The 14,628-nt window shown below is 60.8% G+C and carries 14 protein-coding genes and 1 pseudogene; 6 read left to right on the forward strand and 9 right to left on the reverse strand.

The features are described from left to right. The first annotated feature begins 153 nt into the window (after nt 1-153). The 4 genes from LOY38_RS13280 to hcnC all read left to right on the forward strand — a co-directional run bounded on the left by LOY38_RS13280 (nt 154) and on the right by hcnC (nt 3,831). Nucleotides 154-477 carry a hypothetical protein gene (locus LOY38_RS13280; RefSeq protein ID WP_258700719.1) on the forward strand — a complete coding sequence of 108 codons (324 nt, stop codon included), beginning with the start codon at nt 154-156 and terminating at the stop codon, nt 475-477. Between the two features lie 381 nt (nt 478-858). Beyond that, the gene (locus tag LOY38_RS13285) at nt 859-1,173 is read left to right on the forward strand and encodes a (2Fe-2S)-binding protein (RefSeq protein WP_258700411.1); all 315 of its coding nucleotides are present in this window, start codon (nt 859-861) and stop codon (nt 1,171-1,173) included. Beyond that, a complete protein-coding gene (hcnB, locus tag LOY38_RS13290; protein ID WP_258700412.1) occupies nt 1,170-2,579 on the forward strand; it encodes a cyanide-forming glycine dehydrogenase subunit HcnB in 1,410 nt (469 codons plus the stop codon). The genes LOY38_RS13285 and hcnB overlap by 4 nt, the downstream gene beginning before the upstream one ends. Further along, entirely contained in the window at nt 2,572-3,831 is a 1,260-nt protein-coding gene (gene hcnC, locus LOY38_RS13295; RefSeq protein WP_258700413.1) for a cyanide-forming glycine dehydrogenase subunit HcnC, read from the forward strand. The genes hcnB and hcnC overlap by 8 nt, the downstream gene beginning before the upstream one ends. A 51-nt stretch (nt 3,832-3,882) precedes the next feature. Here the strand turns inward: hcnC and LOY38_RS13300 are convergent, their stop codons facing one another. From LOY38_RS13300 to LOY38_RS13335, 8 genes are all read right to left on the reverse strand, one after another. After that, on the reverse strand, nt 3,883-4,752 hold the full coding sequence (locus LOY38_RS13300) for an oxaloacetate decarboxylase (protein ID WP_258700414.1): 870 nt from the start codon (nt 4,750-4,752) through the stop codon (nt 3,883-3,885). 248 nt (nt 4,753-5,000) lie between these two features. Next, on the reverse strand, nt 5,001-6,035 hold the full coding sequence (gene astA / locus LOY38_RS13305; RefSeq protein WP_258700415.1) for an arginine N-succinyltransferase: 1,035 nt from the start codon (nt 6,033-6,035) through the stop codon (nt 5,001-5,003). 61 nt (nt 6,036-6,096) lie between these two features. Beyond that, complete coding sequence (locus LOY38_RS13310; protein WP_258700416.1) at nt 6,097-7,113, reverse strand: arginine N-succinyltransferase; 1,017 nt, start codon at nt 7,111-7,113, stop codon at nt 6,097-6,099. 119 nt (nt 7,114-7,232) lie between these two features. Next, on the reverse strand, nt 7,233-8,582 hold the full coding sequence (locus LOY38_RS13315; protein ID WP_258700417.1) for an APC family permease: 1,350 nt from the start codon (nt 8,580-8,582) through the stop codon (nt 7,233-7,235). Nucleotides 8,583-8,637: 55 nt separating this feature from the next. Beyond that, a complete protein-coding gene (locus LOY38_RS13320; protein WP_258700418.1) occupies nt 8,638-9,390 on the reverse strand; it encodes an N-formylglutamate amidohydrolase in 753 nt (250 codons plus the stop codon). Beyond that, the gene (locus tag LOY38_RS13325) at nt 9,374-10,705 is read right to left on the reverse strand and encodes a glutamine synthetase family protein (protein ID WP_258700419.1); all 1,332 of its coding nucleotides are present in this window, start codon (nt 10,703-10,705) and stop codon (nt 9,374-9,376) included. Before LOY38_RS13325 ends, LOY38_RS13320 begins: the two co-directional genes overlap by 17 nt. Then, on the reverse strand, nt 10,702-11,346 hold the full coding sequence (locus LOY38_RS13330) for an isochorismatase family cysteine hydrolase (RefSeq protein WP_258700420.1): 645 nt from the start codon (nt 11,344-11,346) through the stop codon (nt 10,702-10,704). Before LOY38_RS13330 ends, LOY38_RS13325 begins: the two co-directional genes overlap by 4 nt. A 2-nt stretch (nt 11,347-11,348) precedes the next feature. Beyond that, nucleotides 11,349-12,203: a MurR/RpiR family transcriptional regulator gene (locus LOY38_RS13335; RefSeq protein ID WP_258700421.1), complete on the reverse strand. Its 855-nt coding sequence runs from the start codon at nt 12,201-12,203 to the stop codon at nt 11,349-11,351. Between the two features lie 405 nt (nt 12,204-12,608). On the opposite strand from LOY38_RS13335, the gene LOY38_RS13340 reads away from it, so the two are divergent. After that, nucleotides 12,609-13,181: a histidine phosphatase family protein gene (locus tag LOY38_RS13340; RefSeq protein WP_258700422.1), complete on the forward strand. Its 573-nt coding sequence runs from the start codon at nt 12,609-12,611 to the stop codon at nt 13,179-13,181. Continuing rightward, the gene (cobF, locus tag LOY38_RS13345) at nt 13,181-13,936 is read left to right on the forward strand and encodes a precorrin-6A synthase (deacetylating) (RefSeq protein WP_258700423.1); all 756 of its coding nucleotides are present in this window, start codon (nt 13,181-13,183) and stop codon (nt 13,934-13,936) included. Before LOY38_RS13340 ends, cobF begins: the two co-directional genes overlap by 1 nt. Nucleotides 13,937-13,953: 17 nt before the next feature. Here the strand turns inward: cobF and LOY38_RS13350 are convergent. Next, nucleotides 13,954-14,265 (reverse strand): annotated as a pseudogene (locus tag LOY38_RS13350) (DUF3422 family protein); the annotation flags it as partial. Between the last annotated feature and the right edge of the window lie 363 nt (nt 14,266-14,628).

The following is a 14,628-nucleotide window of genomic DNA, read 5'->3' on the forward strand; positions in this document are numbered from 1 at the left end:
CCTGATAATCGGTTCAATACGAGGTGGAACTCATTTTGCCAAGAATTACGCGCGGCTTTTTAAATTAACTTTCATGTTGCCTCGTGAGCCTGGCTGGAACGTTGATATCATCCGGCCATAACTCTAAAGGGAAGCTGCACTGTGCGCACTTTAATGGTTCGTGGCTGGATGCCGATGTTGCTGCTGTTGTTGTGCATGTTCGGCTCATCCGCCTGGGCTGCCAACACGCCGTGTTCAGGGAAGAAGGGCGGTATCGATCGTTGCGACGGCGATCTGTTCCTGTGCAATGACGGCTCCATCAGCGGCTCGAAGAAAAGTTGCTCGGCGATGTTTGGCAGTAAAAGCCAGGCGCGACCGCAGACCCTGTTACAGGATACCGATGGCTGTGCCTGCGGCACCGGTACGTTTTGCACTGGGCCAAGAGGCGGGGTGTATTGCCTGACGCCCAGCGGCAACAAGAGTTACAAGCGCAAGTAGTTCGTTTGCAGCCAAAAAACGCTTAGCGCAATGCTTGGCGACGATGTTGCCTGCCATGCCGTTTTCACGAGCGAGCCTGCTCCCACATTAGCCCGTGGTGTTCGCAGATGTGTGTGCGCCCCAAAACCCCTGTGGGAGCGGGCTTGCTCGCGAAAACGGTCTGCAGTCGTCACGATGCTGGATAGGACGCAGGCGTTTTCACTGGCCTGGATCAATATTTCCTTCGGCGATGTTCCCTAACATAAAAGATCCAGCCCCATCGCTGATGTGCTGTCGGAGTACCCGCGCAGACCTTCTCGTTATTATCAGGTGGCCCGCAAGGTGTAGTGCAGCATGGAGCTGAAGAATCTCACCTGAACCCTTCACGGATGATCAATCGCAATGCAACGCTTAGACAGAACCTTCGATATCCAGCCGCTGATGCAGGCGGATTTGACTGTGCGCATCAATGGCCAAACCGTCAGCGCCGCCATCGGCGAAACCGTCCTGACGGTCATTCAATCACTGGGCATTCGCCAGGTGGCCCGTAACGATCACGATCAAATCAGTGGTGCCTATTGCGGCATGGGTGTGTGCCAATGCTGCCTGGTGAAAGTCAATGGTCGGCACAAACGTCGCGCCTGCCAGACGATCGTGCGTGAGGGCATGAGCGTCGAAACCCAGGTCAACCGTATCGCCGGGCAGGAGGTGTCATGAGCCTGCGTCCGGTGATCGTCGGCGGCGGGCCGGCGGGTATGGCCGCGGCCATTGAACTGGCCCGGCACGGTGTGCGCAGCACCTTGCTTGAAGAAGCTTCGCGGCTCGGTGGGGTGGTCTATCGCGGCCCCTTGCGCGATAACGTTCAGCTCGACTATCTGGGGCCGCGCTATTCAGAAGCGCTGGCCAAACTGCATGGGGAGTTCCAGGATCAGTCGAGCCTGATCGATGTGCGCTTGAACCATCGCGTGGTCGGTGCCGAAGGCACTCGCGCACTGGTGCTGCTGGACGCCGATGAGCGTTTGCAAGAGGTCGAGTATCCGCAGCTGCTGTTGGCGGCCGGTTGCCACGAACGCAGCGTGCCATTCCCCGGCTGGACCTTGCCCGGCGTGATTCTACTGGGTGGTTTGCAGCTGCAGATCAAGAGCGGCGTCGTTAAACCCCAGGGGCCGGTAGTGATCGCGGGCACCGGCCCGTTGTTGCCGCTGGTGGCCTGCCAGCTGCACGCGTCGGGGGTGAGCGTCGCCGGGGTTTACGAGGCGTGCGCGTTCGGCAAGATCGCTCGGGAAAGCCTCGCGCTGTTGAACAAGCCGCAGCTGTTTCTCGATGGCTTGAGCATGCTCGCGTACCTGAAACTGCACGGCATCCCCATGCACTATGGCTGGGGTGTGGTCGAGGCACAGGGCGAGGGTGAGTTGAATTCAGTGACCGTTGCGCCGTACTCCAGTACCTGGGAGCCAGACCTGAGCCGCGCCGTACGAGTGGCCGCGCAAACTCTGGCGGTCGGCTACGGCTTCATTCCACGCACCCAACTCAGCCAGCAAATGGGCCTGAACCACGGCTTCAGCGATGACGGCTATCTGCGGGCCAGTGCCAATGTCTGGCAGCAAAGCAGCGAGCCCCACGTGCATCTGGCCGGTGACATGGGCGGAATTCGCGGTGGGGAGGCGGCCATGCTCGCGGGAAGGATTGCGGCCGTGTCGATCCTGCTGCAACGGGATGTGATGGACGCGGAACTGGCGCGGGTCCGGCGTGACCGTTACCTGTCGAAACTCAAATCCATCGTGCGTTTTCGCGCCGCCGTCGACCGCTACACCGAACGGGGCGCCGGGCAGACCGCTTTGCCGGCCGCCGACACGGTGATCTGCCGCTGTGAGCACGCGACTCGTGCCGACATCGATCGGGCGCTGGAGCAGGGCGTGCAAGATCTGGCCAGCCTGAAAATGCGCACCCGTGTGAGCATGGGCGATTGTCAGGGGCGCATGTGTGTCGGGTATTGCTCCGATCGTTTGCGCGAAGCCACCGGGCGGCAAGACGTGGGCTGGTTGCGACCGCGGTTTCCCGTCGACCCGATTCCTTTTTCAGCGTTCCAGTCTGTCGGCACGGAGGCCGCAAGTCATGAGTAAGTTCTACGACGTGGTCATCGCTGGCGGCGGTGTGATCGGGGCGTCCTGCGCCTATCAATTGTCCAAGCGCAAACACTTGAAAGTCGCGCTGATCGACGCCAAGCGTCCCGGCAACGCGACTCGCGCTTCGGCCGGCGGCTTGTGGGCGATCGGTGAATCGGTGGGCCTGGGGTGCGGGGTGATCTTCTTCCGCATGATGTCGGCCAATCGCAAGCGCGAAGCCCAGGGCGCGGCAGTGGCGGTGGATTCCAGCACGCCGCACATCCTGCCGCAGTCGTTCTTTGATTTCGCCTTGCAGTCCAACGCGATGTACCCGGATTTACACCGGGAGTTGCAGGAAAACCACGGGATGGATTTCAAGTTCGAGAAGACCGGATTGAAATTCGTGATCTACGACGATGAAGACCGGCTCTACGCCGAGCACATCGTCGCTTGTATTCCGCACCTGGCGGATCAAGTGCGCTGGCTCGATCAAGCGGCGCTGCGCGAAGCCGAGCCGAGTGTCAGCCATGAGGCGAGGGGGGCGCTGGAGTTTGTCTGCGACCATCAGGTCAGTCCGTTCCGCCTGGCCGATGCCTATACCGAAGGTGCTCGGCAAAATGGCGTGGATGTGTATTTCAACACCAACGTCACCGGCGTGCTGCACCACGGCGCGCGGGTCAGCGGTGTGCAGACCGCCGAGGCCGGAGTGTTCCATTGCGACACGTTGATCAACGCCGCCGGCGCGTGGGCCGCCGACCTCAGCGAGCAGGCCAGCGGGATTCGCATTCCGGTGAAACCGGTGAAAGGCCAGATCCTGCTGACCGAGCGCATGCCGAAAATCCTGCGCGGCTGCCTGACCACCAGCGATTGTTATGTGGCGCAGAAAGACAACGGCGAAGTCCTGATTGGCAGCACCACCGAAGACAAGGGGTTCGACGTGACCACCACCTACCCGGAAATCAGCGGCCTGGTGCAAGGCGCGGTGCGCTGCATTCCAGCACTCGCCGACATCAATTTGAAACGTTGCTGGGCGGGGTTGCGTCCTGGCTCGCCGGACGAGCTGCCGATTCTCGGGCCGATGAAAGGGGTAGAGGGTTACCTGAATGCCTGCGGACATTTCCGCACCGGCATCCTGACTTCGGCGATTACCGGCGTGTTGCTGGACAAACTGGTGAATAACGAGCCGTTGCCACTGGATATCACACCGTTTCTGGCGGATCGGTTTGAAGTGGCGCCGCAGATCGGACTGACGGAAATGCAAATGGCCTGACCTCAACCTCACCACAGACGCGCGAGTGCTGTGGTGAGGGCACTGGCGCGGTCACTCTTTAACGCTCATGAACTCCTTGGCCCAAAGAATGTAGTCTTCCGGCTTTGTATAGGTATGAGTCAGTTCGGTCGCGTTCAGGTCGCAGGCCTGGGTGAAAATCTGGCGTTGTTCGCGCAGGCTGTCGTAAGTGGCTTTGATGGCGGCGAAATAGGCGCCATGGCCGTCGATCGTGACGCGTACGCCCAATTCGGCCAGGCGTTTGTCGTCACGCAACAGCGGGTTGCCGTAGGTGACCAGCATCAGTGGCACGCTCAGGTGCTCGGCTATCTGCTCCAGTTGGTCGAAATCCTGCACGCCCACCATGCAAATTCCGTCGGCCCCGGCCTGCTGGTAATGCCGGGTGCGGCTGATGATTTCCTGGATCGGCAAGATCCCCGCGTTGGTGCGGGCGATGATCGCCATTTCCGAATCTACGCGGGCTTCCAGTGCCGCGCGAATCTTGCCGACACCTTCGGCAACCGTGATCAGATCGGTGGACTTACGGCCGAATTGCGCCGGCAGCAGGGTGTCTTCGATGGTCAGTGCGGCTACACCGGCGCGTTCGAGCTCGACAATGGTGCGCATGACGTTGAGCGCGTTGCCGTAGCCGTGGTCGGCATCGGCGATGACCGGCAATTGCGCCACTCGGCCGATGCGGGTGGCCTGTTCGGCGAACTCGCTGAGGCTGATCAAGGCAAAGTCGGGGGCGCCCAATACCTGCAACGACGCGACCGAACCACCGAGGATCCCCACTTCAAAACCCAGGTCGGCGGCGATGCGTGCCGACATGGGGTCGAAGACCGACGCCGTGTGATAGCAGGTGTCGGAAGCCAACAGTTGGCGGAAATTACGGCGTAAATCTTGATGAGACAGCCTGGACATATGAGTTCCACCATACAAAGGAATGGAAGGGCTTGAGCAAAGGTGTCAACGCCGAAGGAACAAAAGGCTATCACGCGGGCGGGTAAAGAATGATGACGAATTTGCAGGCGAGGTGGACGCAAGATCAAAAGATCGCAGGCTTCGCCAGCGCCTACAGGGTGTTCAACGATCCAATGTGGGTGGGTGTTGTCTCGAAGAATGAACGACATCCCAATGCAGGAGCTGGCGAAGGCTGCGATCTTTTCCGATCACGCCGCCACCGCCTGTTGCTGCTGGTTGAGCAGCGGCACCGCGCGCACCGAGTTGCCGGGTTGCAGTTGCAGGCGCTTGGCGGTGAGCCGGTCGACGATCAGGTTGTTGCCCACTTGCCGGGCACGGGCGGCGGTGATACGGCAACTCTCGAGGCGGCGGTTGTGGATCAGCCATACCGGAGCCTGATCATCGGGCGTGCCGATGGCCAATACCAGCGGTTGGCTGTCACGCACGGTGCGGATTCTCGATACCGGGGCTTCGATCACCGGGCCTGCGTCGAAGATGTCGATGTAACCCTTATGGGCAAACCCCTCGGCGGTGAGGATCTTCAGCGCAGGTTCGGTGTTCGGGTGCGGTTTGCCGATCACCGCCTGGGCCTGTTCGGTGAGCAGGCAGGTGTAGAGCGGCTGGCGCGGCATCAGTTCGGCGATGAAGGCTTTGCTGCCCAGCCCCGACAGGTGATCGGCATGGCTGAAATCCATCTTGAAAAAGTGTCGGCCCAAGCTGTCCCAGAACGGTGAACAGCCCTGTTCGTCGGCGCTGCCGCGCAGTTCGGCAATGAGCTTGTCACCGAACAGGTGGGGGAATTCGGCGACGAACAGCAGGCGCCCCAACGACAGCAGTCGACCGTTACTGCCGTGACGTTGATCGTGTCGCAGAAACAACGAGCAGATTTCCGATTGCCCGGTCATTTCGTTGTTCAGGAACAAGGTGGGGATCTGACGCTGAATGCCCAGGTCTGGTGACGAGCTGACCGTCAGCCCGACCCGGTAGTTGTACCAGGGCTCCCGCAGGCCGACAGCCCCCAGGAGCGCACTGACGCCGACCACTTGTTGATCGTCGTCTTCGAGTACAAACAGGTAGTCGGCATCCGCGCGCTCGACCTGTTCGGCGAAGGTCCGCTGGGTCCAGCGGACTCGATGGGCCAGGCGTTCTTCGTTGGCCGGCAGGGTGGTGAACCCGGGGCCGGCCCGTTGCACCAAATCCAGCAAGGCGGGCAGGTCGGTGACTCGAACCGGGCGGACAATCATGATGCAGCTCCTTCTTCGCGCCTGTTCGGGCGCTGTCGTTGGGCACGGGGCCGATGGCGGCTCACAGGGCGATCAACCGGATCTCAGCGGCGTCGGTCACGTTCAGGGCCGCGCACATCTCGGCGCTCAAGGTCACGGGTTGCCCGGCGTGGTAGTCCAGCTCGGCGACGATGGCGCGGTAGTCCTTCAACGAATCATTGCTCACCAGATAACTGCCGCGGGCATCGATGGCTGAGCCCGTTTGCGCCGTACCGATATGGCTCTGGGCGATGGAGCGAATGCTTGAGGTGCGGGCATACAGTGTCGGGCCGCCGTCGAACAGGTCGATGTAGCTGCCGGTCTCGAAGCCTTCGCGTTCCAGAATGTCGAAGGCCTCCTGGCCATCGGGGTGGATTCGACCGATGCAATCTTGCGCAGCCGGCGGCAGCATCGGCACGTAGATCGGGTATTGCGGCATCAGTTCGGCAAGGAATGCCAGGCTCTGCAGGCCGCAAAGCCGCTGGGCCTCGACGTACGGCAGGTCGAAGAAATGCTTGCCCAGCGCATCCCAGAACGGCGACTGCCCTTGTTCGTCGCTGTAGCCCACGATCTCGGTAATCACCGCTTCGGCAAAGCGCGTCTTGTGGGCGGCGATGAACAGCAGCCGCGCCCGGGACAGCAACTCGGAAAATGGCGTGCGTTCCAGCGCCGGGTCGATATGGAAACTGCACAGCAATGAATGGCCGCTGAGGTCGTGACACAACGACAACGCCGGCACCCCATGCTCGATGTTCAGCTCCCGTGAGGCGCTGGTGAAATGGCGGTTGCGCAAACTGTAGAACGGCTCGCTGAAACCTGCGGTGGCGAGGATTTCCGAGCAACCCGTCAGACGGCGGGTCGTCAGGTTTTCCAGCACGAAGAAATAGTTCTCCGGGCCGTGACTCTGGACGTCTTTTTCGAATGACGCGCAGGAGCCAAGAATTTTCTCGCGCAGGTGTTCGGTGTCGTCTGGCAAGGACGTGACTCCCACCAGGCTGTCACGCGCCAGTTGCTGCAACTGGGGCAGGTCGGCTAACTCGACTGGACGTAAGACCAGCATGGACATACTCCTGTATCAAAGGGTTCGGCGGCTTGCACCGAACCTGACTATCACTGTCGGTTTCCACGCATTAAATCGGCACTCGCCTGAATTCATGTCAGACGTTGCTCTTTTTCTTGTCAGCCGTTGCTTGGGTCGGGCAGTACCGTACTGGCACCCTGTCTGTTGAGGAAGAACAGATAGACCAGGCCCAGGGCAATCCAGATCAGGCCGAGTTTCTGTGCATCGACGCCCATGTTGTACATGATGGCTGCGACGATGATGAAGCCGATGACCGGGCAGACCAGGTGACGGATCACCTGGCCGGACTTCTGCCGACGCCAGTAGTAATTGATCACGGTCAGGTGCAGCAGCATGAAGCCGCTCAGGGCGCCGAAGTTCACCAGAGAGGTGAGGGTGTCCACCGAATTGATGAACAGGTAGCAGATCACCAGCGACAGCACCGCCACCAGATAAATGCTCAAGTACGGCGTGTTGTGTGTCGGGTGCACTTTGGCCAGCACTTTCGGCAGTTTGCCGTCCCGGGCCATGCCGAACAGCAGACGCGAAACCGCCGCTTGCGAGGTGATAGCGACCGCCACGCCCCAGGCCAGCGCGGTGGCCACGGCGGTCAGGGTTGCCAGCCAGCTGCCAGCGGCGATTTCGGCGATTTCATAGAACGCGGTGTCGGCGGACTTGAAGCCCAGGCCGGCGGCCAGGTCGGTGGCAATCCAGGTCTGCACGACGAAAATCACGCCCATCACCAGTAGCGTGATCAGCGCAGCCTTGCCGACGCTGCGGCCGGGATCGCCCTTGATCTCTTCGGCGAGGGTGGAAATCGCATCGAAACCGAGGAACGACAGCACCGCGATCGACACCGCTTGCATCAGCAAGGCGAAGTTGAACGTCTCGGGGTTGTACAGCGGCGCCAGGGTCAGTTGACCGTTGCCGCCGCCGCTGTGCAGGGCATTCCAGGCATAGAACAGGAAGATCCCCAGCACCACCAGTTGCGCCAGTAGAAAAACGATGTTCATCCGCGCGGTGAAGGTGATGCCCCGCAGGTTGACGAAAGTGGCGCTGACCAGAAAGGCCAGGATGAAGCCGACTTTCGGGATGTCCGGGTAGAGGTGATTCAGCGCCATCGCCGCGTACACGTAGAGCAGCGGTGGAATCAGCAGGTAGTCGAGCAGCATCAGCCAGCCGGCGATAAACCCGACATGGGGGTTGAGGCCGCGTTGTGCGTAGGAGTACACAGAGCCCGCAATCGGAAAGGCCCGGGCCATGCTGCCGTAACTGAGGGCCGTGAACAGCATCGCCACCATGCCGATGATGTAGGCCAGCGGCACCATCCCCGGTGCTTCGGCGTTGACGTAGCCATAAACACCGAACGGCGCGATGGGGATCATGAAGATCATCCCGTACACCACCAGGTCCGTCAGCGACAGGCTACGTTTCAACTCTTGCTTGTAACCGAATTCTTCAATTTCCATGAAGCCCTTCTCCTTGATATGAAAGCAGCTGCACGCTGCAAGTTTGAAGCTGTTTCTATAGCAGCGGTGCCAGATAGCCGGTCCAGCGACCGACGTCTTCGGGCGTGCGCAGCAGATCGTTGCGCACCTCGATCAGCACCGAGTCCAATCCTCGGGCGTCACCGTGAACCGGCACGGTCATGTCACCCCGCGGATCGACTTTGTATGGCTGATTACCGACGACTTTCAATGGATGTCGACTCAGCCCCTCAATCACTCGCTGGGCGTACTCCCTGGCCTGCCCGTACAACACGCCGACTTCCATCGGCCGTGGCTGGCCGAAATAAATTGGCGTGAAACTGTGAATCCCCACCACTCGTACCGGCCGACCGTGCGCCACACGGGCGTCGATCAAGGTTTGCAGGCGTGCATGAAACGGCTTGAACAGGCAGTGCCGGCGGTACTCGCGGGTGGCCTCGTCCAGATTCCGATTGCCCGGCACCTGATAAATCTCACTCTGCAACGGAATGCTGTCCGGCGCATGGCGCGGGCGGTTGAGGTCGACCAGCAGCCGTGAATAATTGGCCGCCAACAGGGTCGCGCCCAGTGCTTCGGCCAAACGCTCGGCCAACGCCAGGGCGCCGATGTCCCAGGCGATGTGTTCGCGGGCGGCCTCATCGCTCAGGCCCAGGTCATTTAACTCGGCCGGGATAAAACGACTGGCGTGTTCACACACCAGAATCAGCGGGTGCACGGAGGCTTCCCGGCTCAGGGTGTACGCAGGCTGGGTGTAGAGGCCCCGTTCGGCGGATTCAGTACAGGCGCGCATAGTGCTCGCAGAGGGTGGCGGACGAGAGCTTTTCCGTCAGCGTCAGTTCCTCGGTTTTCAGGGCGAAGTAAGTGTCCAGCAAGGCGCTTGGCAGGGCTTCGATCAACGCTTCGCTGTGGCGCAGGCAATCCAGGGCCTGGGACAAGGAAGCGGGCAGGGCGACGATGCCGCGGGCCTGGCGTTGCTCTTCGTTCAGCGAGTCAGGGATTTCATCGGTGATCGCGTTCAAGGCCAGGCGCTGCTCGATACCCAGGCGCCCGGCGATCAGCAACACGGCCATGGCCAGGTGCGGCGAGGCCGTGGCGTCCATGGCGCGAAATTCCAGGTTGTATTGCGCCGCCACGGCTTTGTCGCCCAGGCTCACCGTCGGGCAGATCCGCAGCGCCGCTTCGCGGTTGCGTTGGCCGAGGCAGGCGTAGGAAGCGCTCCAGTGATGGGGCCGCAAGCGTTCGTAGGAAACCGGTGTCGGCGCGGTAAAGGCGCAGAGCGCCGGCAAGTAATGCAGAACACCGGCGGCCCAATGCTGGCCGAGGGTCGACAGGCCGTTGGTGGTGCCGGCGTCATACATCACCGGTTGGCCGGCCAGGTCCTGCAGGCTCATGTGCAGATGCACGCCATTGCACACGGCATGCTCGGACGTCTTGGGGGCGAAACTCAGGTCCAGGCCCATTTGCCGGGCGATCTCACGGGTGATCTCACGCACGTTCACCGCGCGGTCGGCGGCGGCGACGCCGAGGGCCGGGCGGCAGGTGATTTCGTACTGGTGTTTGCCGTATTCCGGCAGGAACATTTCCGGCTCCACACCGCCGGCACGCAGTGCACTGAGCAGCCAGCCGCCGAATTCGGCACCCTGGCGCTGGGCCTGCAGGGAAAATGCCAGGTGCTCCGCCGCGCCGCTGCCGAGATTGAATTCATGTTCGAACGCGGCGTTGACCTGCAAGCCCAACTCGTCGCGATAACGTTCCACTTCGTTGCGCAACAGCGTACGCGGGCAGGTGCCCCACGGGCGGCCATCGGTTTTACGAATGTCGCCGTGAATGAAGTCCAGCGCCGGGGCATTGGCGTCCGGGCCGTTGTTGACGGTCACGCGACTGCTCAAGTCGGGAATCAACCGTAAATCCCCATAAGCGCCCCATGGGTTGCCGGAGGCGATGATGTCTTGTGGGGTCAGGGCGCTGTTGGCCGGCACCCAGCCGCAGCCGGCCACTTGATAGGCATCGAGTTCGTCGGTGGGAAAGGAGCGGCCGCGTGTCACGCCGATCAGGTCGGTGGTGACGATCGTGGTCATGGGCAGCGGCGACAGGCGTTCATTCATGGCTGCATCTCCTGCAACCGGCTGAGCACGGTCTGGGTGTCGGTGATCCAGCAGTAACCCTTGATGGCGTTCAGGCAGGCGTGATGCCGTTGTTCGGTGTAGGTGGCGCAGGCGTCTTCGACCAGCGTCACCAGATAGCCACGGTCGGCGGCGTCGCGCACGGCCATGTCGACGCATTGGTCGGTAACGATGCCGGCGATGATCAGATGGCGGGTTTCCAGGTTGCGCAGCACGTAGTCGATGCTGGTGGAGTTGAACACTCCGGAAGAGGTCTTGGGCAGCACGATTTCGTTTTCGAGCGGCGTCAGGTCATCGATGATCTGCGCTTGCGGGCTGCCCTTGGGCAGGTGCATGTCCGAGAGTTTGTGATCCAGCGAGCGGTCGCGGCCATCGGCGGTGAGGCTTTCGATGAGCGTGTGCAACACGTTTTGCCGGGCGCCGCGAAAGGCACTGAGCAGCCTGCGTTGATTGGGCACTACCTGCATGTGGGCGCGGGTCAGAAAGTAGTCGGCATCTGGCGCGTTGAGGTGCGGGTCGAATTGCGGTTCGAGCCAGGCACGCTGCATGTCCACCAGCAACAGCGCGGTGTGGTCGGCGGTAAACGGCAAGTCTCGGGGTGAGTGGTGGGGGAGTGCGAACATCCTTATTTTTCCTCCAGCAGATGGGTGTCGAAATCGGCCCGCAGGGCGTCGATGCCTTCCAGGCGATCGGCCAGATCGGGGCTACGCAGGGCCAGGCAGGCAATCAGCGCTTCAACCTGGGCCAGCGCCGGCACCATCGAGTCGAAGGCCGACGCCGACTCTACCGGTGCGCTGATGATCAGGTCGGCTATTTCCCGTAGCGGTGATGCATAGATGTCGGTGAACAGCACGATTCGCGCATGTCGGCTCTTCGCGGCATTGGCGACCCGCAGGGCCTGGGACTGGTAGCGGCGATAGTCGAAGACCAGCACCACGTCCTGGCGTTGCACGTCGAACAAGCGGTCCGGCAATTGTGCGTTGTCTTCCAGGGCGAAACAGCCGGGCCGCAGCAGGCGCAGATGGTTGAGCAAGCAGTGGGCGAGGAAACTGCTGAAGCGGCCGCCGAAGCAATGGATCTGATGGCGGCTGTCGAGCAGCCACTCGACCAGAATTCGTACATCTTCGGGTTGGGTCAGCGCCTGGGTGTCTGCCAGTGCCCGATGGCTGTGCGCCAGATAGTGGCTCCAGGGGTCGTCTTTCTTGAGATGGGCGCGAGGTTGCAACAGGGTACTGGGGGAGCGCAGGCGGTGGTCCATGTCACTGAGCAAGGCTTCCTGAAAGTCGGCGTAACCGCTGAAGCCAAGCTTTTTTACCAGCCGCACGATGGTCGGGTCGCTGACGCCGGCGTGTTCGGCCAGACGTGACATCGGGCCCAGTCCGTTACGCGGATACTGGTCCAGCAAGGCTCGTATGACTTTGCGTTCCGATGGTGTGAAGTCCAGGCCGGGATCGGTGATCAGGTCTCTGAGAGGGGGCATCCGGGCTCCTGCTGGATGAGTGTGTCGATTTTATTTCATAAATCGCTAAAACAGTATTTATGTAACGTGCGCTACATGTCTAGCGAATTTTTGTGTGGATTTTCAAAGCACTGAAATGGAGCGAAACCCCTGTGTATATTGGGCTACGCGGATATCGACTGACCTTGTAGGACATTGCCCATAGTCGTGTGAGATATCGACCCTGCCAGTCAGTTAAGTGAAGACCAAGCCCCCTCGCCACAGGTTCTGCACTTGGCACGTACTTTTCAAACTGACTGGCATTAGGCTGCGAGCCTGATCGGCCGGTGGAAACGAAACGCGCCGGGTGGCGCTTCTTACGGCACAATGAGTCGGTTACTGGCGGCCTCGTGCCGCTTTTTCTTTCCGTCGACAGAGTGATCTTCCGTGCAGGCGACCCGCTTGACCCTGATTTGCCACGCTCGAACCGTCGCACAGAAACTGGCGCGTTTTCCTACGAATGAGCCCGTGGAAATGGATTGGCAATCGGCGAAAGGCTCGCGCTGCAGGCAGTTCAAGCGAGCGCCACGTTTACTCTGCGGCCCGGAACTGCGGACTCGGCAAACCGCTGAGCTGTATGGTGACAGCGTGGAAATTGTCACGGCGCTGGAGGAGTGCGATTTCGGACGCTGGAAAGGCACGTCGATCGACGACCTGCAACAATCCGAGCCCGCGACGCTCCAGGCCTGGCTCGATGACCCGGCCTCGGCGCCCCACGGTGGAGAATCGGTGGTGCAACTCGGTGAGCGTGTGGCTGCGTGGTTGAAGACCCTTGAGGCGACACCGGGGCATATCGTTGCCGTCACCCATCCGTTTGTCATTCGCGCTGCGCTGATGCAGGTGTTGCAGGGCGCGGCATTCAACCAGATCGACGTCGAGCCGTTGTCGGCCATCGAGTTGCGGTTCAACGGTCACTGGCGGCTACGCTTGTTGGGCTCTGACCCTGAAGGAGCGCTTTGATGAAAAAACTGTTGGTTATCGGTGTCGGCGCCGGCAACCCCGACTACATCACAATGCAGGCGGTGAAGGCACTGAACCGGGTCGACGTGTTTTTTCTCATGGACAAGGGCCAGAGCAAAGACAAACTGATCGAGCTGCGCCGCGAGATCTGCGAGCGCTATATCACCGATCGTGACTACAGCTTTGTCGAAGCCCATAGCCCTGAGCGCGAGCGCGGGGATGTGGACTACAACGCCAGCGTCGAAGACCTGAACCGCGCCAAGCAGCAGACCTTCGAGCGGCTGATCAACGAGGAAATGACCGACGACCAGTGCGCCGGTTTTCTGGTGTGGGGCGATCCGGCGTTGTACGACAGCACCCTTCGGATCCTGCAGGCGATTCTGGCGTCAGGTCGTTGTGTGTTCGAGTTCGAGGTGATCCCTGGCATTACCAGCGTGCAGGCGTTGGCGGCGCAGCATAAGGTGGCGCTCAATCGCATCGGTCACTCGATTGAAATCACCACCGGCCGGCGGTTGGCGGCCGGGCAGGTGAGCGATGCCGACAGTGTAGTGGTGATGCTGGATGCGCAAGATGCCTACCATCAGGTGGCCGATCAAGAGACGGAGATTTACTGGGGGGCTTACCTGGGAACACCGGATGAAATCCTGATCCACGGCAAACTCAAAGACGTGGCAGATGAGATTGAGCGGGTGCGCAAGGCGGCGCGGCTGGCGAACGGGTGGATCATGGATACCTACCTGTTGCGCAAGCCTTGAACGCCGCAACGTGATGGTCAGTGCTCTTTGGCTTTCCTGATCCTGATCAAAATGAACAGCAGGATACACAGCGCGAGCGGGGTCATGGCCAGCATGGCGTCTCTGGCGGAAATGTCCGCGCCCATGGTGTGCAGACCCGAGTAGAACAGCTTGAACAGGCTCAACAAGTAATAGGTGATGGCGATAATCGACAGGCCTTCGACAGCGCGCTGGATTTTGATTTGAGTATCGGCGCGGGCGTTCAGGCTCTTCAGGATTTCCGAGTTCTGCTCTTCCATTTCGACCTGTACCCGGGCCTGCAGCAGGTCTCCGAGGTTGGCCACGCTTTTGGAGATGAAACATGTGGGCGGGCTCGTTGAAATACAGAGAAGGGCGCGCGTGCAACTCGTTGTGCAGGGGCAGTCTTTGCGGATGCATGCTATCGATGCCATGTTGGAGTTGTTTGTTCTTGGGACTGGGTGCCCAATTCCCGAGTCACAAACAAACCCCGACCATCGACCAATGCCAGTCAGTCAAGCGCAACTCATGTGGGCGGGCTCCTTAAGGCAATGCGGATGTAGGGCCCGAGCCCGGCACGGGATGCACAGCACCGTTGTGAACTATTCTTTTCAAGTGGCTCCTTCAGGAGTTGATTTGAATCGAGGCCTACGATTGCCGATGGGCGGTGATCGGCGTCGAGGACTAACCTGTCT

It is taken from the genome of Pseudomonas sp. B21-015 (assembly GCF_024749285.1).
In the GTDB taxonomy this organism is placed as follows: domain Bacteria; phylum Pseudomonadota; class Gammaproteobacteria; order Pseudomonadales; family Pseudomonadaceae; genus Aquipseudomonas.